18 protein-coding genes and 1 pseudogene are annotated in these 20,865 nt (G+C 71.9%); 14 read left to right on the forward strand and 5 right to left on the reverse strand.

The genetic code is table 11. The features are described from left to right. Positions 1-19: 19 nt before the first annotated feature. The gene (locus tag M2283_RS21415; RefSeq protein WP_432423108.1) at positions 20-922 is read left to right on the forward strand and encodes a DUF2510 domain-containing protein; all 903 of its coding nucleotides are present in this window, start codon (positions 20-22) and stop codon (positions 920-922) included. Position 923: 1 nt separating this feature from the next. Here the strand turns inward: M2283_RS21415 and M2283_RS21420 are convergent, their stop codons facing one another. Together M2283_RS21420 and M2283_RS21425 are read right to left on the reverse strand one after the other, a co-directional pair. Continuing rightward, a complete protein-coding gene (locus M2283_RS21420) occupies positions 924-2,126 on the reverse strand; it encodes an amino acid deaminase/aldolase (protein ID WP_280877927.1) in 1,203 nt (400 codons plus the stop codon). Positions 2,127-3,369: 1,243 nt separating this feature from the next. Continuing rightward, positions 3,370-3,669: a hypothetical protein gene (locus M2283_RS21425; RefSeq protein WP_280877928.1), complete on the reverse strand. Its 300-nt coding sequence runs from the start codon at positions 3,667-3,669 to the stop codon at positions 3,370-3,372. Between the two features lie 1,348 nt (positions 3,670-5,017). On the opposite strand from M2283_RS21425, the gene M2283_RS21430 reads away from it, so the two are divergent. Together M2283_RS21430 and mycP are read left to right on the forward strand one after the other, a co-directional pair. Further along, the gene (locus tag M2283_RS21430; protein WP_280877929.1) at positions 5,018-5,734 is read left to right on the forward strand and encodes a hypothetical protein; all 717 of its coding nucleotides are present in this window, start codon (positions 5,018-5,020) and stop codon (positions 5,732-5,734) included. After that, a complete protein-coding gene (gene mycP, locus M2283_RS21435; protein ID WP_280877930.1) occupies positions 5,731-6,912 on the forward strand; it encodes a type VII secretion-associated serine protease mycosin in 1,182 nt (393 codons plus the stop codon). The genes M2283_RS21430 and mycP overlap by 4 nt, the downstream gene beginning before the upstream one ends. A gap of 56 nt (positions 6,913-6,968) precedes the next feature. Here the strand turns inward: mycP and M2283_RS21440 are convergent, their stop codons facing one another. Beyond that, positions 6,969-7,931 (reverse strand): serine hydrolase, encoded by a 963-nt coding sequence (locus tag M2283_RS21440; RefSeq protein WP_280877931.1) that lies wholly within the window; start codon positions 7,929-7,931, stop codon positions 6,969-6,971. A gap of 150 nt (positions 7,932-8,081) precedes the next feature. On the opposite strand from M2283_RS21440, the gene M2283_RS21445 reads away from it, so the two are divergent. Further along, entirely contained in the window at positions 8,082-8,813 is a 732-nt protein-coding gene (locus tag M2283_RS21445) for an SseB family protein (protein ID WP_280877932.1), read from the forward strand. 25 nt (positions 8,814-8,838) lie between these two features. Here M2283_RS21445 and M2283_RS21450 read toward each other — a convergent pair whose 3' ends face one another. Then, positions 8,839-9,225: a DUF1844 domain-containing protein gene (locus M2283_RS21450; RefSeq protein WP_280877933.1), complete on the reverse strand. Its 387-nt coding sequence runs from the start codon at positions 9,223-9,225 to the stop codon at positions 8,839-8,841. A gap of 336 nt (positions 9,226-9,561) precedes the next feature. On the opposite strand from M2283_RS21450, the pseudogene infC reads away from it, so the two are divergent. From infC to M2283_RS21500, 10 genes and pseudogenes are all read left to right on the forward strand, one after another. Continuing rightward, positions 9,562-10,261 (forward strand): annotated as a pseudogene (infC, locus tag M2283_RS21455) (translation initiation factor IF-3). Between the two features lie 108 nt (positions 10,262-10,369). Then, complete coding sequence (gene rpmI, locus M2283_RS21460) at positions 10,370-10,564, forward strand: 50S ribosomal protein L35 (RefSeq protein ID WP_019065473.1); 195 nt, start codon at positions 10,370-10,372, stop codon at positions 10,562-10,564. 101 nt (positions 10,565-10,665) lie between these two features. After that, positions 10,666-11,049: a 50S ribosomal protein L20 gene (rplT, locus tag M2283_RS21465; protein WP_019066261.1), complete on the forward strand. Its 384-nt coding sequence runs from the start codon at positions 10,666-10,668 to the stop codon at positions 11,047-11,049. 158 nt (positions 11,050-11,207) lie between these two features. Next, a complete protein-coding gene (locus M2283_RS21470) occupies positions 11,208-12,056 on the forward strand; it encodes a TrmH family RNA methyltransferase (protein ID WP_280877934.1) in 849 nt (282 codons plus the stop codon). Positions 12,057-12,111: 55 nt separating this feature from the next. Beyond that, positions 12,112-13,251, forward strand: a complete 1,140-nt coding sequence (locus tag M2283_RS21475) for a sensor histidine kinase (RefSeq protein WP_280877935.1) — start codon at positions 12,112-12,114, stop codon at positions 13,249-13,251. Positions 13,252-13,406: 155 nt separating this feature from the next. Then, a complete protein-coding gene (pheS, locus tag M2283_RS21480) occupies positions 13,407-14,546 on the forward strand; it encodes a phenylalanine--tRNA ligase subunit alpha (RefSeq protein WP_280877936.1) in 1,140 nt (379 codons plus the stop codon). Continuing rightward, a complete protein-coding gene (pheT, locus tag M2283_RS21485; RefSeq protein WP_280877937.1) occupies positions 14,546-17,059 on the forward strand; it encodes a phenylalanine--tRNA ligase subunit beta in 2,514 nt (837 codons plus the stop codon). Before pheS ends, pheT begins: the two co-directional genes overlap by 1 nt. A gap of 184 nt (positions 17,060-17,243) precedes the next feature. Further along, the gene (locus tag M2283_RS21490; RefSeq protein ID WP_280877938.1) at positions 17,244-18,350 is read left to right on the forward strand and encodes a PP2C family protein-serine/threonine phosphatase; all 1,107 of its coding nucleotides are present in this window, start codon (positions 17,244-17,246) and stop codon (positions 18,348-18,350) included. A gap of 219 nt (positions 18,351-18,569) precedes the next feature. Beyond that, the gene (locus tag M2283_RS21495; RefSeq protein WP_280877939.1) at positions 18,570-19,910 is read left to right on the forward strand and encodes a transcriptional regulator; all 1,341 of its coding nucleotides are present in this window, start codon (positions 18,570-18,572) and stop codon (positions 19,908-19,910) included. A 76-nt stretch (positions 19,911-19,986) separates the two neighbouring features. Continuing rightward, positions 19,987-20,532 (forward strand): NUDIX hydrolase, encoded by a 546-nt coding sequence (locus tag M2283_RS21500; protein ID WP_280877940.1) that lies wholly within the window; start codon positions 19,987-19,989, stop codon positions 20,530-20,532. 24 nt (positions 20,533-20,556) lie between these two features. On the opposite strand, the gene M2283_RS21505 is transcribed toward M2283_RS21500, so the two are convergent. Further along, the gene (locus M2283_RS21505; protein ID WP_280877941.1) at positions 20,557-20,814 is read right to left on the reverse strand and encodes a hypothetical protein; all 258 of its coding nucleotides are present in this window, start codon (positions 20,812-20,814) and stop codon (positions 20,557-20,559) included. Positions 20,815-20,865 lie beyond the last annotated feature (51 nt).

Raw genomic sequence — 20,865 nt, forward strand, 5'->3', positions numbered from 1 at the left:
CCCGTCCTAGAGTGCTGGAATGAGCATGACGCCGCCCCCGCCCGGCTGGTACCCCGACCCGTCGGCCCCCCACCTGCAACGCTGGTGGGACGGCACGGCCTGGACCGAACACTGGCACGCGCCCGAGGCCCCCGTGCCGGGACCCGTCGCGGGCACCGGCCGGGCGAAGGTCGTCGCGATCACCACGGCCGGGGCCGTGCTCGTCGCGGCGATCGTCACAGGCGCGTTCTTCCTGGGGCAGGACGACGACGGAGGCGGCACGGAGGCCCAGACCGCGCCGACCACCGTCCCCTCGGCGCCGACGAGCGAGGGCCCGTCCCAACCGCAGTCCCCGTCGCCGTCCGCCGCAGACCCGTCCGTAGTGGAGGACCAACTCAACGGCATCACCCTGCCGTTGCCCGACGGCTGGGTCAGGCCGCAGTACGTCTCCCAGGACGACGTCGTCATGACCACACCCGGCACCTACGACTGCCCGGGCGACGCGGGCCTGTGCCGGCACGGCGAGGTCATCTCCCGCACGGTGACCGCCAACGCCGAGACGTCCCCCAAGACCCTTGCCGAGCAGGACATCTCGAAGGCGGCCGACGACGCGTACGACCGTGACGAGATCGGCCGGCGCCCCTACGGCGGCCTGGAATCCCACCAGTTGGTGAAGTCGGGCCAGGTCGCGGTGGCCGGACGCGCCGGTTACTTCGTGCGCTGGCGCGTGAAGACGGCCAAGGGCCCCGGCGGCTACGTCGAGTCCCTCGCCTTCCCCGCCAGCGTCGGCACCGAGTCACCCGTCCTCGTCCGCTTCGTCTTCGACGCGGGCGCGGACGGGCCGCCGCTCGCCGACATGGACCGGATCACCAAAGGCATCCGGTCCATCGACGACGCGGCCACGGGCGGCGGGGTGGGCAGCAGCATCGGCCCGACGGACTGACCTACAGGAAGGTGTGGCCCTCGCCGCGATACGTCGGGACGGTCGCCGTCACGGCGTCCCCCTCGATGAGCCGCAGCACGTCGAACCGCTCGCACAACTCGCCGGCCTTGGCGTGCCGGAACCACACCTTGTCGCCGAGCAGCAGGTCGTCGGCGGGCGAGCCGAGCAGCGGGGTCTGGACCTCGCCGGGCCCTTCCTGGGGGTCGTAGCGCAGCCCCTCCGGCAGGTACGGCACCGGGAGCCGGTCGGCGCCGGCCGCGCCGGAGGCCGGGTAGCCGCCGCCGAGCACCGTCACGACGCCGACGCCGGGCCGGCGGACGACGGGCATGGCGAACAGGGCGGCCGGACGGCCGGTGAAGGACGTGTAGTTGTCGAACAGCCGGGGGACGTAGAGCCCAGAGCCGGCCGCGATCTCGGTCACGGCGTCCTCGGCGGCGGTGTGCTGCACGCTGCCGGTGCCGCCGCCGTTGACGAACTCCAGGTCGGGCACGACGGCCCGGACCGCGCGCACGACCTCCGCGCGCCGCTCGACCAGCTCCCGGCGGGCCGTGGCCTGCATCAGCCGGACGGCACGCGAGCGCATCGGCCGTCCCGCGACGGCGTCCCCGACGCCCGCGATATGACCCTCGTACGCCATGATCCCGACGACCTTGAACCCCGGCCGCCGCGTCACCGCCCGCGCCACGTCGGCGACTTGGGCGGGGGAGTGCAGCGGGGAGCGGCGGGCGCCGACCCGCACCCGGCCGCCGAGCAGCTTCAGCGAGGTGTCCAACTCCAGGCAGACCCGGATGACTTCGTGTCCGCCGCCGCGTGCCTCGTCGATGAGCCGGAGCTGGGCCGGGTCATCGATCATGACGGTCACGGCGGCGGCGAGCTTGGGGTCGGAGGCCAGTTCGGCGAAACCGGCGCGGTCGGCGGAGGGATAGGCGAGCAGGATGTCGTCGAATCCGGAGCGCGCCAGCCACAGGGACTCGGCCAGGGTGAAGGACATGATGCCCGCGAAGCCGTCCTTCGCCAGGACGCGTTCCAACAGGGTCCGGCAGCGGACGGACTTGCTGGCGACGCGGACCGGCTTGCCGCCGGCGCGGCGGACGAGGTCGTCCGCGTTGGCGTCGAAGGCGTCCAGGTCCACGATGGCGAGAGGGGCGTCGAGATGGGCGGTGGCCCGGTCGTAACGGGCCCTGTCGGCGGCGCGCGCAGTCATGAACGAAGCCTGCCAGACAGGATTACCGCAGGGTAGAGGGACGTTCCGGGCAGATGCCCCGTGGTCGGCGACTGGTTCCCGTTCCGCGCGGGTCAACCCGTAGAGTGACGCGCACGCATGGCGGAACGCACCGGGCCACAGCTGCGCCGGGATGTCGGTCCTTCCGTGCGGGTATGTGTGTCCGAGACGGACTTGCCGACGCCATGACCGGGCGTTGAGCACGACGGCGACGGGGTGCGTAAGAGTAGTCGGCCCGGGCGCGAGGAAACGGGGGGTGCATGAGCACGGAAGCGCGACACGCCTCCAACCCTCCGCGCCGCACGCCCTCGCCCCAACCGCCGACGCCCGGCGCCTGCGAGGATCCCTCGGCGCCGCCGCCCCACGAGAACGGCACCACGCCGTCTCCGGATCACGCGAACGGTACGGCGGTGACAGGGACTGGCGCGCCGGACAGGGCTTCCATGCCGGGAGCGGGGGGCTCGTGGAGTGACTCGGGGCCGGTAGTCGGGAGTGCGTGGAGCGCTGCGGGCGGGGCTTCGGGGAACGAGTGGGGAGCGATGGACGGGACCTCCTCGGCCACGGACGCCGGTGGATCGCGGGGATCACGGGGACATGTTCCGGGTGCGTCGGCGGGCGCGGCTGCGGGTGGCTCTGGTGGCGTCTGGTCGCCCTGGCGTGGAAGCCAGCCGTTCGACGCCTTCGCGGAACGTCCGGGTCCTCGGGACGCGCGTGCGCGGACGGGAACGGGGAACGGGACCGGGGGCGAATCGCCGGACGAGCCCGACGCCGGCCGTACGTCGGTGCCTCGGCGGGTCAACGGCACCGAGCAGTCCGACGCGGACCGACCTACGTCTGGTCCTTCACCTGCCCACCCTCACTTCCCGAATCTGCGCTCCCCTCAAGACGTGGGCTCCGCGCCCCTACCCCCACCCCAGGCTTCCGCCCGCTTCCCGGACATCCCACCACCGCCCGCCGGCGAGACGCACCGGGACGAGACCGCCACACCGTCGCGGGGTGACGGTCGAGGTGGGTCGACCCCGGGCACGCCGCCGCGGGCTGTCGATGGCAGGGGATCCGCTGTGCCGGATGGCACCGCCCAGGGCGTCGACGCGCGGGGCGTGAGGGACGCGGGTGTGCCGTCACGGGGTGACGCGAGAGGTACGTCGTTCCCAGGTACGTCTCCGCGCGGTGCCGACGCCAGGGGTACGACCGTGCCGGGTACGTCGATGCCGGGCAGCACGGCTCAGGGCGGGGGCGCCCAGGGCAGGACGGCGCCGCCGGTGCCGGGCACGCCGCCGCCGGCCCCCGCCGTGCCGCCGCGTCCGAGCCACCGCCCCACGGCACCCTTCCGCCTGATGCACCCCACGCCGGCCGAAACAGGCCAGGAGACCACGAGGCGCCAGCGCCCGGTCCCCGGGGAGTCGTCGGACGAATCGGCCACCCGTTGGGACGCCGCCGCCTCCGACCAGCCCCGCCGCCCCGGCCCGTCCGAGCCGCCCGCGCCGGGCTCCCGCCCCACGTCCGGCCCCAGACCGTCGGCCACGCCACCGGCTCCGGACACCCGTCCGGATTCCCCGCCGCCCGCTCGCCCCCCAGGCTGGCCCGTGCCCTCGGGCCCGGGTGCCCGTTCGGCTTCCCCGTCGGCTGATCCAACCCGTACTCCTGGTCCGACGGCGCCTCCGGCACGTACCGCCCGCCCGAGCTCCGCGTCCGCCGACGAGGCCGGCGCCCCGTACTCGCCCCCGGCTTCCCGCCAGGGTTCCGCCCCCGTTGACTCCGGCCGTGCTCCGGGCTCCGGCGGCCGCTCGGGTTCTGCGCCGGTGGATCCTGCTCGTGCCCCGTATTCGTCCCCGGCTCCCCGGCAGGGTTCAGCCCCCGCTGACGCCGACCGCGCGTCGGGCTCGACTGCGCCTCCGCGGCCGGAGGGGCGTCCGGGCTCCGCGCCCGTTGACACTGCCCGCGCCCCGGGCTCGGCGGTGCCCTCGGGGCCGGGTGGCCGTTCCGGCTCCGCGCCCGTTGACACTGCCCGCGCCCCGGGCTCGGCGGTGCCCTCGGGGCCGGGTGGCCGTTCCGGCTCGGCGCCAGTGGACCCCGCTCGTGGCCCGTATTCGGCCTCGGCTCCCCGGCAGGGTTCTGCCCCGGCTGACGCCGACCGCGCGTCGGGCTCGACTGCGCCTCCGCGGCCGGAGGGGCGTCCGGGTTCGGCGTCTGGTGACACCGCCCGTGCCCCGCACTCGCCCCCCACTTCTCGTCAGGGTTCCGCGCCCGCTGACACCGGCCGTCCCTCGGGTTCGGGTGGCCGTTCGGGTTCCGCGCCGGTGGATCCCACCCGTGCCCCGTATTCGGCTCCGCCTTCCCGCCAAGGCTCAGCCCCCGTTGACTCCACCCGCACCCCAGGCCCGGCCGTGCCTCCGCGACCGGACGGCCGCCCGGGTTCCGCGTCCAGCGACGCCCCGTACCCGCCCGCGCCTCCCCGCCCAGGCTCCGCCCCTTCCCGTACCCCCGACTCGCCCACGCCTTCGGCGCCGATCGCCCACCCGGTTTCCGGGTCCGCCAACGCCGTCCAGGCGCCGCGTTCAGGTCCGGGCGCCCGCCCAGCACCCGCCCCCGTCTCCGACGACCCCGCACACGCCCCGCGTCGGACGCCGATCACCGACACCCACAGCATCCCTCCCTCACCCATGCCCCCCGCCCCAATGGACCCCCCGCGATCCGACAGCCCCGTTGGAGTTGCGCCCGACCCCGCACTGAACTGGAGTGCGCCGGTCGTGCCCGGGGCCGGTAGGCCCGTCGTGTCGTTCGGGGAGCCCGAGGGGTATGACGAGCGGGTACGGGGTCGGCGGCTGGGGGTGCGGATACCTCCGCGGGTCGCTGCCGTCGCCGTTTGTATCGTGCTGGGACTCGGGCTCATCGGTGGGGCTGTGACCGGGAGTTGGCTGGTCGGGGACTCGGGGGACGGGGGTACGCGGGATACCTTCAGCGCGGCGGCCGGGTTGTGGCACAGCGTGCCCGTCGACCGGCTGTTCCCGACCACCGTGCAGGGGCAGGGGGCCGGTCCCGGCGGTGCCGACCGGACCTGGACGCGGATCGCCGTCGCGCCGGACAGCGGTTGTCAGAGTGCCTTCGACCCGTTGCTGAAGAAGGTGCTCGCGCCCGTGGGGTGTCAGCGGCTGCTGCGCGCCACCTACACCGACGCCACCCAGAGCTTCGTCACCACCGTGGGACTTCTGTTCACCAAGGCCGATGCCGTCGGCATGAAGTCCCTCGCCTCCCGATTCCAGCGCGAGGGCCTGGGGCGTCGTACCGACCTGATGCCCCTCCCGTACGCCGCGAAGGGCACCGTCGCCGCGGAGTTCGGCAGCAAGCAGCGTGCCTCCTGGACCGTGTCCGTCCTCACCGACGCCCCCGTCGTCGCCTACGCAGTGTCCGGCTGGTCCGACGGCCGTACCGTCGACACCCCACAGCCCGCCGAGGAAGCCATGAAGTCCGGCGCCACCGCACCCCCCGCCCAGGCCGGGCTCGGCAACGAGGCCCAGGGCCTCGCCGACCGCGTCGAACGTGCTCTGCGCAGGGACGTGAGCAGCCCCGCCTCGGAGCAACCCTCATGACGCGCCGCCGCAGGAGGGCCGGAGTGGTGAGCGTGCTGCTCGCCGCCTCCCTTGCCCTCGTCCCCTCCACCGTCGCCCACGCCGACGGCATCCGCGCCCAGCAGTGGGCCCTCGACGCCCTGCACACCCAGGAGGCCTGGCAGACCACCAAGGGCGAGGGCATCACCGTCGCCGTCCTCGACACCGGCGTCGAGACCGACCACCCCGACCTCGCCGGCAACGTCCTGCCCACCCAGGACATGATCGGCTTCGGCGCCAAGGAGGGGGACCGCGCCTGGGCCCGGCACGGCACCGCCATGGCCGGCATCATCGCCGGCCACGGACACGGCCCCGGCAACGCCGACGGAGTCATGGGCATCGCCCCCGAGGCGAAGATCCTCCCCGTCCGCGTGATCCTGGAGGACGGCGACTCCGCCCGCGCCAAGGCCCGCAGCACCCGCGGCAACGCCCTCGCCGAAGGCATCCGCTGGGCCGCCGACCACGGCGCCGACGTCATCAACCTCTCCCTCGGCGACGACTCCGCCTCCGCACACCCCGAACCCACCGAGGACGAAGCCGTCCAGTACGCGCTCAAGAAGGGCGTGACCGTCGTCGCCTCCGCCGGAAACGGCGGCGAGAAGGGCGACCACGTCTCCTACCCGGCCGCCTACCCGGGCGTCATCGCCGCGACCGCCGTCGACCGCTACGGCACCCGCGCCGCCTTCTCCACCCGCCGCTGGTACGCCACGGTCAGCGCCCCGGGCGTCAACATCGTCATCGCCGACCCCGACCACAAGTACTACGAGGGCTGGGGGACCAGCGCCGCCTCCGCCTTCGTCTCCGGAGCCGTCGCCCTCATCAAGGCCTCCCACCCGGGACTGACCCCGGCCCAGGTCAAGGACCTCCTGGAGGACACCGCCCGGGACGCCCCGACCGGCGGCCGAGACGACTCCCGCGGCTTCGGCATGATCGACCCGGCCGCGGCCATCAAGGCGGCGGGTGGACTCAAGCCGGAGGGGCTGACGGCCGCCTCCTACGGCGAGAAGTACTTCGGCCAGGGTCCGGACGCCCCCAAGTCCGATGACGACACGAGCAGTTGGGCGGCCCCGCTGGCCGGGGGTGCCGGCGGTCTCTTGCTCGTCGCGGCGGTCGTCGTGTGGCGCGGGCGCCGACCCCGCACCCACCAAGAGGACTTCTAGACGCCGGAGAGGACTTCTGGATTCCGGAGAGGACCTCTGGATTCCGGGGAGAGCTTCTAGACGTCGTCCCCTGTGAACACCGACACCGCCGCCTTCGCCGTCGCCTCGACCAGCGAAATCCCCTTCGCCTGCGTCGAGTTGCCCTTCGACAGCACGGCCACCAGGTAGGCATGGCCGTCCGTCGCGGTCACGCGCCCGATGCTGTTGATGTCCCACAGGCCGGTGGTGCTCCGGGCCAGCCAGCCGTTCTTCAGCGCCCACGCGGAACCATCGGCCGCGGCCGACACTCCCCAGTGCTGATCGGCGGCTATCTCACCCATCAGGCCCTGCACATACGTCCGTGAGGTCTCGCTCAGTTGCGAGTCGTCCCCGAACACCTGCCGCAACAGGGCGAGTTGGTCGGCGGTGGTGGTCTGGGTCAGTCCCCACAGCGCCCCGTCGCCGCCCTCGGTGTCGGTGAGCCCGAGCTTCTTGTTCGCCGCGTCCAGGCCGCCGGCCTTGCCGATGATGTCCCACAGCGCGGACGCGGAGGCGTTGTCGCTGTTCTCGATCATCGTGGTGGCGTACGCCTTCTCCTGCGCGGACAGCCGCGTACCCGCCTCCTGGTGCTGGAGCAGCAGCGTCGCCAGGATGTCGACCTTGACGATGCTCGCCGTGTCGAAGGAGCCGTCCCCGTACGCGGCGCTGTCGCCGGAGTCCAGGTCCAGCACCGCCACCGACACCTTCGCGTCGCCCGTGACGGCCACGGACTTCATGGCCTTCGCCAGCAGGGCGTCGTTGTCGACCGTCGGCTCCGCGACCGGCTCCACCGATTCCTCCCCGTCCGCCGAGGCCGAGGACGGGGCCGACGGCTGCACCGTCGACGATACGGGGCTCGTACCGGTGTGCGCCTGAGCCTTCACGTAGACGGTCCCCGCCGCCGTACCGCCGACGATGGTGACGGCGGCGAGGGCGGTGTACAGGAGGGGGCGCGTCCGGGACGGGCGGGCACGTCGGCCGCGGACTCTGGAGGACTCCATGTTCGCGATGCTCGGCGCGGTGGCTGTGCGGGCCGTTAGACGCAGGTTAGATGTGTGTCAGGGAAATCTGAGAAACCCGTGAAGTTGGTGACCGCCAGGTTTCCGGCCCCGCACAAGCCCAGCAGCATCCCCCCTATAGGGTCGATGACCGTGGCGAACAAGAACATTCCCGACCCCGGCTTCTCCGACGACGACGGCTCCGCCGACCCCCGGCTGAGCGCGGCGCTCGCGGCCTGGGCCGAGGACCGCAGCGCCGTGGGACCCGTCCTGGCGGCGCTGAAGGGCGCCCGGCTGCTGGTTCCCGTCGTCGCCGTGCTCGGCGAGGTCGAGGAGGACGAGAACGGGCTGCGCCGCGAGAAGACCAGCGACATGGCCGTGCCAACCCTGAAGGCCGGCGCCCGCACCGCCCTGCCCGCCTTCACCTCCACCGAGTCGCTGGCCCGCTGGGACCCGACAGCCCGCCCCGTCGCCGTACCCCTGCACCAGGCGCTGCAGGCCGCCGCGCACGAGAAGGCGGACACGGTGGTGCTGGACCTGGCCGGTCCGGTGCCGTACGAGCTGACGGGGCCGGCGCTGCGCGCGCTCGCCGAGGGGCGTACGACGGCCGACCCGCTCGCCGACCCCGCCGTACGGGACGCGGTGCGCACCGCGGTCGCCGCCGAGTCCGCCGTGCTCCGCGCCCACCTCGGGCCCGGACAGGCCGACGGCACCCTGGCCCTCGTACTCGACCCATCCGCCGCCCCGGCCGAGGCCGCCCGAGCGGTCGCCGAGCGGCTCGCCGCCTCGGAAACACTCAGGGCCCGCCTGGTCCGCGGCCTCGACCTGGCACTGCTGCCGGCCGGGGCGACGCCACCGGGCGAGCCCTTGTACGTACGAGGGTGAAGGCGTGTGAGAGGAGGAGGACGGGCTAGCCGTAGATCGGGCCCGTGTACTTCTCCCCCGGACCCTGGCCCGGCTCGTCCTTGACGATCGACGCCTCACGGAAGGCCAGCTGCAGCGACTTCAGGCCGTCCCGCAGGGGAGCGGCGTGGAAGGAGCTGATCTCGGTCGCGCTCGCGTCCAGCAGACCGGCCAGCGCGTGCACCAGCTTGCGGGCCTCGTCCAGGTCCTTGTACTTGTCGCCCTCCTCGGTGAGACCGAGCTTCACCGCGGCGGCGCTCATCAGGTTGACGGCGACCGTCACGATCACCTCGACGGCGGGGACCTCGGCGATGTCACGGGTCATCTCGTCGAAACCGGGGGACTGCGGGACCTCGGCGGAGTCGGCGGGGAAGTCGGCAGGCGTGTCACTCATAGGCCTCACCCTAGAGCGCGGCGCACGCCGATTCGCACCACCCCCTGGTAGCTGCTAACCTTGTGTGACGACCGGCCGGACGCTTATGTGCCCGGCCCTCAAGTGGAGGCTCCGATCTCCCACCCAGCTGTCCTTCGGGACGGCGGGTCACCCCGGTCAGGCGGCCGCCATCGTTCCGTACGGACGATGGAGTCGCCCGAAAGTGCGCCCCGCGATCCCTCGCGGCGGTGCTCCGGTAGTGCTTGGAGCCCCGCCTTGTGATCGTCCGGGGCATTTTTTGTGCTTCGGTGCGGTTAGGTCTGTCAAAAGACAAACGCGGCTGTCCGCCAGACCGCCGTGTGGTGCTAACCGAGGAGGATCCATCAGCACCGAGCCCCGTATCAACGACCGGATTCGCGTTCCCGAAGTGCGACTTGTCGGTCCGAGCGGCGAGCAGGTCGGGATTGTTCCGCTTGCCAAGGCCCTTGAGCTTGCCCAGGAGTACGACCTGGACCTGGTCGAGGTTGCGGCGAGTGCACGTCCGCCGGTCTGCAAGCTCATGGACTACGGGAAGTTCAAGTACGAGTCGGCCATGAAGGCCCGTGAGGCGCGCAAGAACCAGGCGCACACGGTCATCAAGGAGATGAAGCTCCGGCCGAAGATCGACCCGCACGACTATGACACCAAGAAGGGTCACGTCGTCCGGTTCCTCAAGCAGGGCGACAAGGTCAAGATCACGATCATGTTCCGTGGTCGCGAGCAGTCCCGGCCCGAGTTGGGCTACCGACTGCTGCAGCGTCTCGCGGAGGACGTTCAGGACCTCGGGTTCATCGAGTCGAACCCGAAGCAGGACGGCCGAAACATGATCATGGTTCTCGGTCCGCACAAGAAGAAGACCGAGGCGATGGCCGAGGCCCGCCAGGCGCAGGAAGCCCGCAAGGCAGAAGCGAAGGCCAACCCCGGCAAGTCGCAGAACGCCGCGGAGAGCGACCTCGCCGACGACGACCTCGCCGAGGAATCCGTCGAGGCTCCGGCCGAGGCGACTGCCGAGGCGTGATCCAGGGGGACGCGAGTCCCCAGGACATAACCGATACAAGCGACGCTCCACCGTGCCCGGTTTTCACAACCGGGCACCGGAGCGCCACCGACGAGGAGATACGGCGCTATGCCGAAGAACAAGTCGCACAGCGGTGCCAGCAAGCGCTTCAAGATCACCGGCTCCGGCAAGGTGCTCCGCGAGCGTGCCGGCAAGCGCCACCTGCTCGAGCACAAGTCGTCCCGTGTGACGCGTCGCCTCACCGGCAACGCAGAGATGGCCCCGGGCGACGCCAAGAAGATCAAGAAGCTTCTCGGCAAGTGACGTACGCGGCGCTCCGGTTGAGCGCCGTACGTCTGGACCGGGACCCCATCGATTCCGGGCCGTGTGAGTCCAACCACGGCCCCGCTACAAGGAGTTAACAAGTGGCACGCGTCAAGCGGGCAGTCAACGCCCACAAGAAGCGCCGGGCGATTCTCGAAGCCGCCTCCGGCTACCGCGGTCAGCGTTCGCGCCTGTACCGCAAGGCCAAGGAGCAGGTCACCCACTCGCTGGTCTACAACTACAACGACCGCAAGAAGCGCAAGGGCGACTTCCGTCGGCTGTGGATCCAGCGCATCAACGCCGCTGCCCGCGCCAACGGCATCACGTACAACCGCTTCATCCAGGGTCTGAACGCGGCCAACATCGAGGTCGACCGCAAGATCCTCGCGGAGCTGGCCGTCAACGACGCCGGTGCGTTCGCCGCGCTCGTCGAGGTCGCGCAGAAGGCTCTGCCGAGCGACGTCAACGCGCCCAAGGCTGCGTGATCGCTGCGCTGGCTCCGGCCGGCGTCACTGTGTGGACCCGTGGGTTTCTGCCTGCGGGTCCATTGCGTTGAGTGGTGCGGGACGGCTCGGCACCGCCGTTGCCCGCCGTCGTGGTTGATCGCCGTCGCGGCGGAGAAGTGGTACGGAAAGTGAGTTGGATGTCCCCCGTCAGCCCTGAGTTGATCTCCCCCCGTTCCCCCCGCGTCTCCGCCGCCCGGCGGCTCGCCAAGCGGAACTTTCGGGGGAAGGAGCGGCTGTTTCTGGCCGAGGGGCCGCAGGCCGTGCGGGAGGCTGCCGGGTTCGGGGACACGCTCGTCGAGCTGTTCGCCACCGTCGAGGCCGCGGAGCGGTACGCCGACATCGTCGGTGAGGCGCGGGATGTTGGCGCTCGGGTGCATCTTGCCGACGAGCAGGTCATCGCCGACATCTCGACTACCGTCACCCCGCAGGGACTTGTCGGGATCTGCCGGTTTCTCGACACGCCCTTCGCCGAGATCCTCGCCGCTCGGCCCAGGCTTGTCGCCGTCCTTGCGAACGTGCGGGACCCCGGTAATGCGGGGACCGTGCTGCGGTGCGCCGATGCTGCCGGCGCCGAGGCCGTCGTACTGACCGATGCTTCTGTGGATCTCTACAACCCGAAGGCCGTACGGGCCTCCGTCGGTTCTCTCTTTCATCTGCCCGTCGCTGTCGGGGTGCCCGTCGAGGAGGCCGTGGCCGGGCTCAAGGGGATCGGGGTGCGGATTCTCGCCGCCGACGGGGCCGGGACCGATGACCTCGACGACGAGCTGGACCAGGGGACCATGGGCGGGCCGACCGCCTGGGTGTTCGGGAACGAGGCGTGGGGGCTGCCGGAGGAGACCCGGGTGCTCGCGGACGCCGTGGTGCGGGTTCCGATCCACGGGAAGGCCGAGAGCCTGAACCTCGCCACCGCCGCCGCCGTATGTCTCTATGCGTCGGCCCGTGCACAGCGCGCCTCCGGAGGGTGCCGCTCCGTCACCGAGAGCTAGTAGGGTGACCAGCTCGGGAGCCACCTGCGCCGGTTGAAAGGCGGGATACGGGGATATGAGCGTCGGCACGAGCAGGGCGCGGGGAGCACGTGACGTGCGGCCCGGACCCGTGCCCCCGCACGACGGCCCCGCAGGGCTCGGCATCGACCCCGACGACCTGCCCGACGGACTCGTCGTCGCCGACGAGCACGGCCAGGTGATCTGCTTCAACGCGGCGGCCGAACGCATCACCGCCGTCCGCGCCGAGGACGCCCTTGGCCGACGGCTGGAAAAGGCCCTGCCGTTAGAGGACCTGGAGGGGCGTCGCTGGTGGCAGCTGACCGACCCCTACGGCGGCCTCGCCACCCGGGTCCGCCAGCCCGAGCGCAACCTCCTGCTGCCCGGCGGACGAGAGGTCCTGGTCTCCGCGCGGTACGTGCGCGACGAACCCACCGGACCCGTCCAGCGCTTCGTCGTCTCCCTGCGGGACACCGAGGCCCGCCGCCGCACCGAGCGCAGCCACGCCGAGCTGATCGCCACCGTCGCCCACGAACTGCGCTCGCCGCTCACCTCCGTCAAGGGCTTCACCGCCACCCTGCTGGCCAAGTGGGAGAGGTTCACCGACGACCAGAAGCGGCTGATGCTGGAGACCGTCGACGCCGACGCCGACCGCGTCACCCGGCTCATCGCCGAACTGCTCGACATCTCCCGGATCGACAGCGGCCGCCTGGAGCTGCGCCGCCAGCCCGTCGACATGGGCGCCGCCGTCGGCCGGCACATCCAGGCCTACGTCGCCGCGGGCCAGCCCGCCGACAAGTTCCTGCTGCGCATCGAGCAGCCGCTGCCCGCCCTGTGGGCCGACCCGGACAAGGTCGACCAGGTGCTCAGCAACCTGCTGGAAAATGCCGTGCGCCACGGCGAGGGAACCGTCACGATTGACGTCACGCCCTCGGCGTCCCCGCGCGAGCGGGAGGACGCCGCCGGCACGTCGGTCACCGTGGGCGACGAGGGGCCCGGCATCCCGGAGGAGTCCATGAACCGCGTCTTCACCCGCTTCTGGCGGGGCAGCAAGCGCGGCGGCACGGGCCTCGGGCTCTACATCGTCAAGGGCATCGTCGAGGCCCACGGCGGTGCCATCACGGTCGGCCGCGCCCCCGGCGGCGGCGCCGAGTTCCGATTTACGTTGCCCGTGGGCACCCCGGCGTATCTCCAGTAGCCGCCGACGAGGCCCCACGGGCGCGGTCACCTGTCTCACCCCCGTTAGACTCGGCCTTTGGCACCTTTGCGTCCCCGTTTCAGGTTTCAGGGACGACGCGTCCCCCCGAGTCGGGACGGGGACCATCCGCCAGCCAACCGGAAGCACGGGAAGAGATGTCGGCACCGAATAAGTCGTACGACCCTGTAGAGGTCGAGGCCTTGAAACCGGAAGAGATCGAGCGCATGCGGGACGAGGCGCTCGCCGCCTTCGCCGCCGCCGGTGACCTCGACGCACTCCAGGAGGCCAAGGTCGCCCACACCGGCGGCACCTCCCCCCTCGCCCTCGCCAACCGCGAGATCGGCGCGCTGCCCCCGCACGCCAAGGCCGCCGCCGGCAAGCTGGTCGGCCAGGCCCGGGGCGCGGTGAACAAGGCGCTCGCCGGCCGCCAGGCCGAGCTGGAGGCCGAGCGCGACGCGCGCGTGCTGGTCGAGGAGGCGGTGGACGTCACGCTGCCCTACGACCGCGTGCCGGCCGGCGCCCGCCACCCGCTGACCACCCTCTCGGAGCGCATCGAGGACGTCTTCGTGGCCATGGGCTACGAGGTCGCCGAGGGCCCCGAGGTCGAGGCCGAGTGGTTCAACTTCGACGCCCTCAACATCGGCCCGGACCACCCGGCCCGCGGCGAGGCCGACACCTTCTTCGTGCGGACGGCATCCGACAGCGGCTCGGGCGGCAGCGGCACCGAGTCCGGCGTCGTGCTGCGCACCCACACCTCGCCCGTGCAGATCCGCTCCCTGCTGGAGCGCGAGCTGCCGGTCTACGTGATCTGCCCCGGCCGCGTGTACCGCACCGACGAGCTGGACGCCACCCACACCCCGGTCTTCCACCAGGTCGAGCTGCTCGCGGTCGACGAGGGCCTCACCATGGCCGACCTCAAGGGCACCCTGGATCACATGGTCCAGTCCCTGTTCGGCGCGGGCATGAAGACCCGGCTGCGGCCGAACTTCTTCCCGTTCACCGAGCCGTCCGCCGAGATGGACATGCTCTGCTACGTCTGCAAGGGCGAGTCCGTCGGCAACCCCGACCGCCCCTGCCGCACCTGCTCCTCCGAGGGCTGGATCGAGCTGGGCGGCTGCGGCATGGTCAACCCCAAGGTGCTGGCCGCCTGCGGTGTGGACCCCGAGAAGTACAGCGGATTCGCCTTCGGGTTCGGCATCGAGCGGATGCTGATGTTCCGCCACAACGTCGAAGACATGCGAGACATGGTCGAGGGTGACGTCCGGTTCACCCGGCCGTTCGGGATGGAGATCTGATGCGGGTCCCGCTTTCCTGGCTGCGGGAGTACGTCGACCTGCCGGCGACCGAAACCGGCCGTGACGTCCAGGCCAAGCTCATCTCGGCGGGCCTGGAGGTCGAGACCGTCGAGCACCTCGGCGCCGACCTCAAGGGCCCCCTCGTCGTCGGCCGGGTGCTGACGATCGAGGAGCTGGAGGGCTTCAAGAAGCCGATCCGGTTCTGCACCGTCGACGTCGGCACCGCCAACGGCACCGGTGAGCCGCAGGAGATCGTCTGCGGTGCCCGGAACTTCGCCGTCGGCGACAAGGTCGTCGTGGTCCTGCCGGGCGCCGTGCTGCCCGGCGGCTTCGCGATCGCCGCCCGCAAGACCTACGGCAGGACGTCCCACGGCATGATCTGCTCCAGCGACGAGCTGGGCATGGGCGACGACGGCACCCACGGCATCATCGTGCTGCCGCCGGAGACCGAGATCGGCAAGGACGCCGTCGAGCTGCTCGAACTGGTCGACGAGGTCCTGGACATCGCCGTCACCGCCAACCGCGGCGACTGCCTCTCCATCCGCGGCGTGGCCCGCGAGACCGCCATCGCCTACGGCCTGCCGCTGCGCGACCCGGCACTCCTCGACGTGCCCGGACCGAACGCCTTCGGCTACCCGGTGAAGGTCTCCGACCCGGTCGGCTGCGACCGCTTCACCGCCCGCACGGTCACCGGTCTGAGCCTCGAGGCCCGCTCGCCGATCTGGCTCCAGCGCCGGGTGCAGAAGGTCGGCATGCGTCCGATCTCGCTCGCCGTCGACGTCACCAACTACGTGATGATGGAGCTCGGCCAGCCGCTGCACGCCTACGACCGCGGCCTGGTCCACGGCACCATCGGGGTGCGCCGCGCGGAGCAGGGCGAGAAGCTCGTCACCCTCGACGGCGTCACGCGCACCCTGCACGCCGAGGACCTGGTCATCACCGACGACCGCGGTCCCATCGGGCTGGCAGGCGTCATGGGCGGCGCCAACACCGAGATCGCCGACCACGAGGACACCGAGAACGCGACGAGCGACGTCGTGATCGAGGCCGCGCACTTCAACGCGGTGTCGATCGCCCGCACCGCCCGCCGCCACAAGCTGTCCTCCGAGGCGTCCCGGCGCTTCGAGCGCGGTGTCGACCCGCAGGCCGCGGCGGCCGCCGCGCAGCGCACCGTCGACCTGCTCGTGCTGCTGGCCGGCGGCACCGCCGAGGCCGGCGTCACCGAGATCAGCGCGCCGTCCGCGCCGCACACCATCGCCGTCCCGGCCGACCACCCGGACAAGGTCGCGGGCGTCGACTACGGCCGCGAGACCGTCGTACGCCGGCTCCAGGAGATCGGCTGCGACGTGTACGGGCAGGACGAGCTGATCGTCACCGTGCCGTCCTGGCGGCCCGACCTGGCCGCGATCAACGACCTGGCCGAAGAGGTCATCCGCCTGGAGGGCTACGAGAACCTGCCCTCCACGCTGCCCCGCCCCCCGGCCGGTCGCGGTCTGACCCGCCGGCAGCGGCTGCACCGCCGCGTCGGCCGGGTGCTCGCCGGTGCCGGATACGTCGAGGCGCCGAACTACCCGTTCGTCGGCGAGCAGGTCTTCGACCAGCTCCTGCTGGCGGCGGACGACCCGGCCCGCCGCGTCGTGAAGCTCGTCAACCCGCTCAACGACGAGGAGCCCGCGCTGCGTACGTCGCTGCTGCCGGGCCTGCTCGGCGCGCTGCGGCGCAACGACGGCCGGGGCGCGCACGACCTGGCGCTGTTCGAGACCGGGCTGGTCTTCCACCCGGCCGCCGAGCAGCACACCGCCGTGTCCCTGCCCGTCGACCGGCGTCCCACCGACGAGGAGATCGCCGAGCTGAACGCCACGCTGCCCGTGCAGCCACGCCATGTCGCCGTCGTCCTCGCGGGCGCCCGCGAGCAGGCCGGCTGGTGGGGCAAGGGCCGGCCGGCCGACTGGGCCGACGCGGTCGAGGCGGCCCGCGCGGTCGCACGCGAGGCCGGCGCCGAACTCGTCGTCCGCCAGGGCCAGTACGGTCCGTGGCACCCCGGGCGCACCGCCGAGCTCGTGATCGTGACCGACGGGGACGAGCAAGTCGTCGGCCACGCGGGCGAGTTGCACCCGCGCGTGGCCAAGGCGCTGAGCCTGCCCGCCCGCACCAGCGCCATGGAGCTGAACCTGGACGCGCTCACGGCGGTCGGCGACGACACCCCGCAGGCGCCCCGGATCTCCTCCTTCCCGGTCGCCACGCAGGACGTCGCGCTCGTCGTCGCCCGCGAGGTGCCGACGGCACAGGTCGAGGCCGCGCTGCGCGAGGGCGCCGGCGAACTCCTGGAGTCCATCCGGCTGTTCGACGTCTACGAGAACGACGAGCAGCTCGGCGCGGGCAACAAGTCGCTGGCCTACGCCCTGCGGTTCCGCGCGGCCGACCGGACCCTCACCGTGGACGAGGCCTCGGCGGCCCGGGACGCGGCGGTCGCCCTCGCGGGCGAGCGGGCGGGAGCGGTACTGCGCGCCTGACGACCGTGACGGTGGCTGGTCGGACCATGGCCATGGCCTGACCGGCCACCCTCGGTCACGTCACTCATATGGGTGACAATCCTGGGCGATCTGGTCCTCCCGGGCCATGCGGTCGACAGAATCGGACCGGCCTTTCGGGGCCGGTCCGTCTGCGCTGTCAGGGCCTAAATGGGGGGCCATCGGCATGATCCGCATCAAGGCTGGGGTGTCCCGCCGGGCCGTCCGCGAGGAGGAGCCGAGGCCGTTGCGCCGGGTTCTCGCGCTGGGGCTGCCGACGGTCTGGGGTGCCATGGCGATCACGTACAAACTGGCCTGTCCGCTCGCCCAGCAGAACGGGATCGGGGCGCGGATCGTCACCAGCGCCGTCTTCTTCGCCGTCGGCACCGGGCTGATAGTCCATGTCCGGCAGGCGTTGATGCGTGAGCTCAGAGCGGTCCGCCGGGTCGCCGGCGCCGCCCAGAGCGTCCTGCTGCGACCGCTGCCCCCGCGCATCGACGGCCTGAACGTCGCCGCCGCCCAACTCTCCACGGACCGCGGCGCGGTCGTCGGCGGCGACCTGTACGAGGTCATCGCCACCGAGCACGGCGTACGCGTGGTCATGGGCGATGTGCGAGGCCACGGGATCGGTGCCATCGGCACGGTCGCCGCCGTCCTCGGCTCGTTCCGCGAGGTCGTGCACGACGAGCCCGAACTCGGCGGTGTCCTGCGGAAGTTGGACCGCGCCCTCGCCCGCCACCTGCGCGAACGCGCCCGCGCCGAACACCCCTCCGTCGGCCCCGAACCGGACAGCCCGGTCGCCGAGGAGTTCGTCACCGTCCTCCTCCTGGAGATCCGCCCCGACGGCGAGATCCGCGCCCTCAACTGCGGCCACCCCTGGCCGTACCTCCTCAGCGGTCCCCGAGTCGAACCCCTGACCTGTGTGGACCCCCTCCCACCCCTCGGCCCCTTCGCCCTCCCACCAGACCTCCCGGTCCACCACTGCGGCCACCTACTCTCCGGCGAAACCCTGTTCCTCCACACAGACGGAGCCGAGGACGCGAGAAACGCCCGGGGCCGTTTCTTTCCCTTGCAGGGGGTACTGACCGCGACCCTGCGTGAAACCCCCTTGGCGGCCCCCCAGTTACTCCTGGGAGCAGCCTTCACAGCCCTACTCCGCCACACCGCAGGCGCCCCCACGGATGACGTGGCCTTACTGGCACTACAGAACAACCGCCAACGCCAACTGACCTCAGGGGCGCGGGGAGCTGCGCGACCAGCCACCTCCAGCCCACAGCCGACAACGCACCTCTGACCGAACGGCGCCTGGTCGACCCGCCAAGCCCCGGCAGGGCCGCCGCACTATGTGAGGGGGAGCCGGCGGCCCCGCAGGCCTCTGGCGAGGCAGTTCAGTCAACCGACCCGGAACTCTCCGCAACAGTGCGCACACGCTGCGGATTCGAGCACTCCGTTCACACCCCGTGTGAACGGCCCCGCACTACTCTGTCCGCACCGAGGCACCCGGGGGGCATCCATGCAGCCCAACACTCTGCTCGACGCGATCCTGGACGAGGCGGGCATCTCGCACGCCGGTCTCGCCGCACATGTGAACCAGGCGGGACGCGCCCGAGGACTGGCGTTGCGGTACGAACACACCGCCGTGGCACGGTGGTTGAAGGGACAGCGCCCACGCGGCCAGGTCCCCGACCTGATCTGCGAAGTGCTCGCGCAGCGCCTGCACCGGCCGGTGACCCTCGACGACATCGGCCTCGGCGTGCCCGGCGAACCGTCGACCCCGCACGGCACCTCGCTCTCCGGCTTCGTCGAGCGGGCCACCGCGCTGTGGCGCTCCGACGAGCAGCAGCGCCCGCACATACTGGGCGCCCCCGCCGTCACCGGCACGCCCGCCGTGATGCCCGTGTGGGAGTGGGAGAACCCGCCCGAGGACACGGACGTCTCCCGCGGCGGCCGGCACCGGGTCACCGCGGGCGACCTCGACATGCTGCGCGCCGCCCGCACCCACTACGAGCAGATGTACCGCAAGGCCGGCGGCATAGCGACCCGCACCCGGATCGTCGGCTTCCTCAACGCCGAGGCCGCCCCGCTGCTGCGCGGCAGCTACACCGACGCCATGGGCCGCCAACTGCACCGCGCCACGGGCGGGTTGGTGGCGATCGCCGGCATCTGCGCGTACGACTCCGACGCGCACGGCCTGGCCCAGCGCTACTTCCACCAGGCGCTGCGGCTCGCGAAGGCCAGTGGAGATCAGGGACTCGGCGCCTACGTGATCGCGCTGCTGGTCAACCAGGCGCTGTTCATGCGGGAGTACCGCCAGGCCGTCGCCTTCGCCGAGGCCGCGCTGCGCGCCGCCGGCAAGCACATCACCCCGGCGCTCGCCTCCGACCTGTACGCGATGCAGGCCAAGGCGTACGCGCACCTGGGCGACGGCACGAGCGCCCTGTCCTGCATCCGGCGTGCGGAGAAGGCCGCCGAACGCATCCGGCGCGGATACGAACCCGACGAGACGGGCTATGTCCAACCGGGGTTGGTCAACGTCCAGGTGGCGGAGGCGTTGCTCAGCCTCGGCGAGCTGGTGGCCGCGGGCGAGCACGCGGTGGCCGCCGTCGGTGAGCCGGCGCACGACCGCGGCCGGGTGCACCGGCTCGCCATGCTGAGCACGATCGAACTGCGTCAGGGAAACGCCGAGAAGGCCGTGGCCGCGGCCGTGCAGATGGCCGAACAGGCCCGTGGAATGGAGTCCCAGCGGCTGCGCGACAGACTCCGCGCGGTGCGCGAACACCTGGTGCGCAGCGGCGGTTCGGGCACCGCCGAGGCCGCCGAACTCATCGACGGGGCGCTGCGCGTACCGCTGTAGACCCGGCCCATGATCACCGACACGTCTTCGTTCCTGCTGCGATATTGCCACTTACTCGACGGAAGGTGGCAGAACCGTGCAGTGGACGAAACAGAACGAACAAACTGTGTACTCAAATCGCTGGTTCAGCGTCAACCTCGCAGATGTCGAGTTGCCGGACGGCCGGCATCTCGACCACTTCCTGATCAAGCTGCGGCCGGTCGCCGTGGCCACGGTCGTCAACGAGGCCAACGAGGTCCTCCTGCTCTGGCGGCACCGCTTCATCACCGACAGCTGGGGGTGGGAACTCGCGGCGGGCGTCGTCGAGGACGGCGAGGACCTCGCGTTCGCGGCCGCCAGGGAACTGGAGGAGGAGACCGGCTGGCGACCGGGACCCCTGCACCACCTCCTGAGCGTGGAGCCCTCCAACGGGCTCACCGACGCCCGGCACCACATCTACTGGTCGGACGAGGGCGAGTACATCGGACACCCCGTGGACGACTTCGAGTCCGACCGTCGGGAGTGGGTCCCGCTCAAGCTGGTCCCCGACATGGTCGCCCGTGGGGAGGTCCCGGCCGCCAACATGGCGGCCGCGTTACTGCTGCTGCACCATCTCAGGCTCGGCCAGGACACCTTGCCCTGAACCCCCCCACCCGGTCCTGGCCGTTCAATGTCCCAGGGCCTGCCAGATCGTCACGACGAGCGCGCCCACCGCCGTCAGCGCCGCGACAGCGGGCAACGGCCAGCGGGAGTGTTCGAGGGCGATGATCCGCGCGCTCAGGCCGTCGATTTCCTTGTCGGTCTCCTCCGTACGGTGAGTGAGCAGCGCCAACCCGCCCTCGACGCGCGCGTAGGCGACGTCGAGGCGGCGGCGTAACTCTGCGAGTTCTCCATGGACCACGGGATGCTCGGGGTCGGCGGTCACGAGTCCGCTCCTTTCCGTAGTCGGCACATCCCTTGCATGCGCATGAAGAGT

This window comes from Streptomyces pseudovenezuelae (genome assembly GCF_029892565.1).
Lineage (GTDB): Bacteria > Actinomycetota > Actinomycetes > Streptomycetales > Streptomycetaceae > Streptomyces > Streptomyces pseudovenezuelae_A.

Bases quoted from the DNA above. Each gene is read 5' to 3' on its own strand.
- M2283_RS21415 (WP_432423108.1), top strand. From the start codon at position 20: ATGAGCATGACGCCGCCCCCGCCCGGCTGGTACCCCGACCCGTCGGCC.
- M2283_RS21420 (WP_280877927.1), bottom strand. From the start codon at position 2,126: ATGACTGCGCGCGCCGCCGACAGGGCCCGTTACGACCGGGCCACCGCC.
- mycP (WP_280877930.1), top strand. From the start codon at position 5,731: ATGACGCGCCGCCGCAGGAGGGCCGGAGTGGTGAGCGTGCTGCTCGCC.
- M2283_RS21440 (WP_280877931.1), bottom strand. From the start codon at position 7,931: ATGGAGTCCTCCAGAGTCCGCGGCCGACGTGCCCGCCCGTCCCGGACG.
- M2283_RS21450 (WP_280877933.1), bottom strand. From the start codon at position 9,225: ATGAGTGACACGCCTGCCGACTTCCCCGCCGACTCCGCCGAGGTCCCG.
- rpmI (WP_019065473.1), top strand. From the start codon at position 10,370: ATGCCGAAGAACAAGTCGCACAGCGGTGCCAGCAAGCGCTTCAAGATC.
- M2283_RS21470 (WP_280877934.1), top strand. From the start codon at position 11,208: ATGTCCCCCGTCAGCCCTGAGTTGATCTCCCCCCGTTCCCCCCGCGTC.
- M2283_RS21475 (WP_280877935.1), top strand. From the start codon at position 12,112: ATGAGCGTCGGCACGAGCAGGGCGCGGGGAGCACGTGACGTGCGGCCC.
- pheS (WP_280877936.1), top strand. From the start codon at position 13,407: ATGTCGGCACCGAATAAGTCGTACGACCCTGTAGAGGTCGAGGCCTTG.
- pheT (WP_280877937.1), top strand. From the start codon at position 14,546: ATGCGGGTCCCGCTTTCCTGGCTGCGGGAGTACGTCGACCTGCCGGCG.
- M2283_RS21490 (WP_280877938.1), top strand. From the start codon at position 17,244: ATGATCCGCATCAAGGCTGGGGTGTCCCGCCGGGCCGTCCGCGAGGAG.
- M2283_RS21495 (WP_280877939.1), top strand. From the start codon at position 18,570: ATGCAGCCCAACACTCTGCTCGACGCGATCCTGGACGAGGCGGGCATC.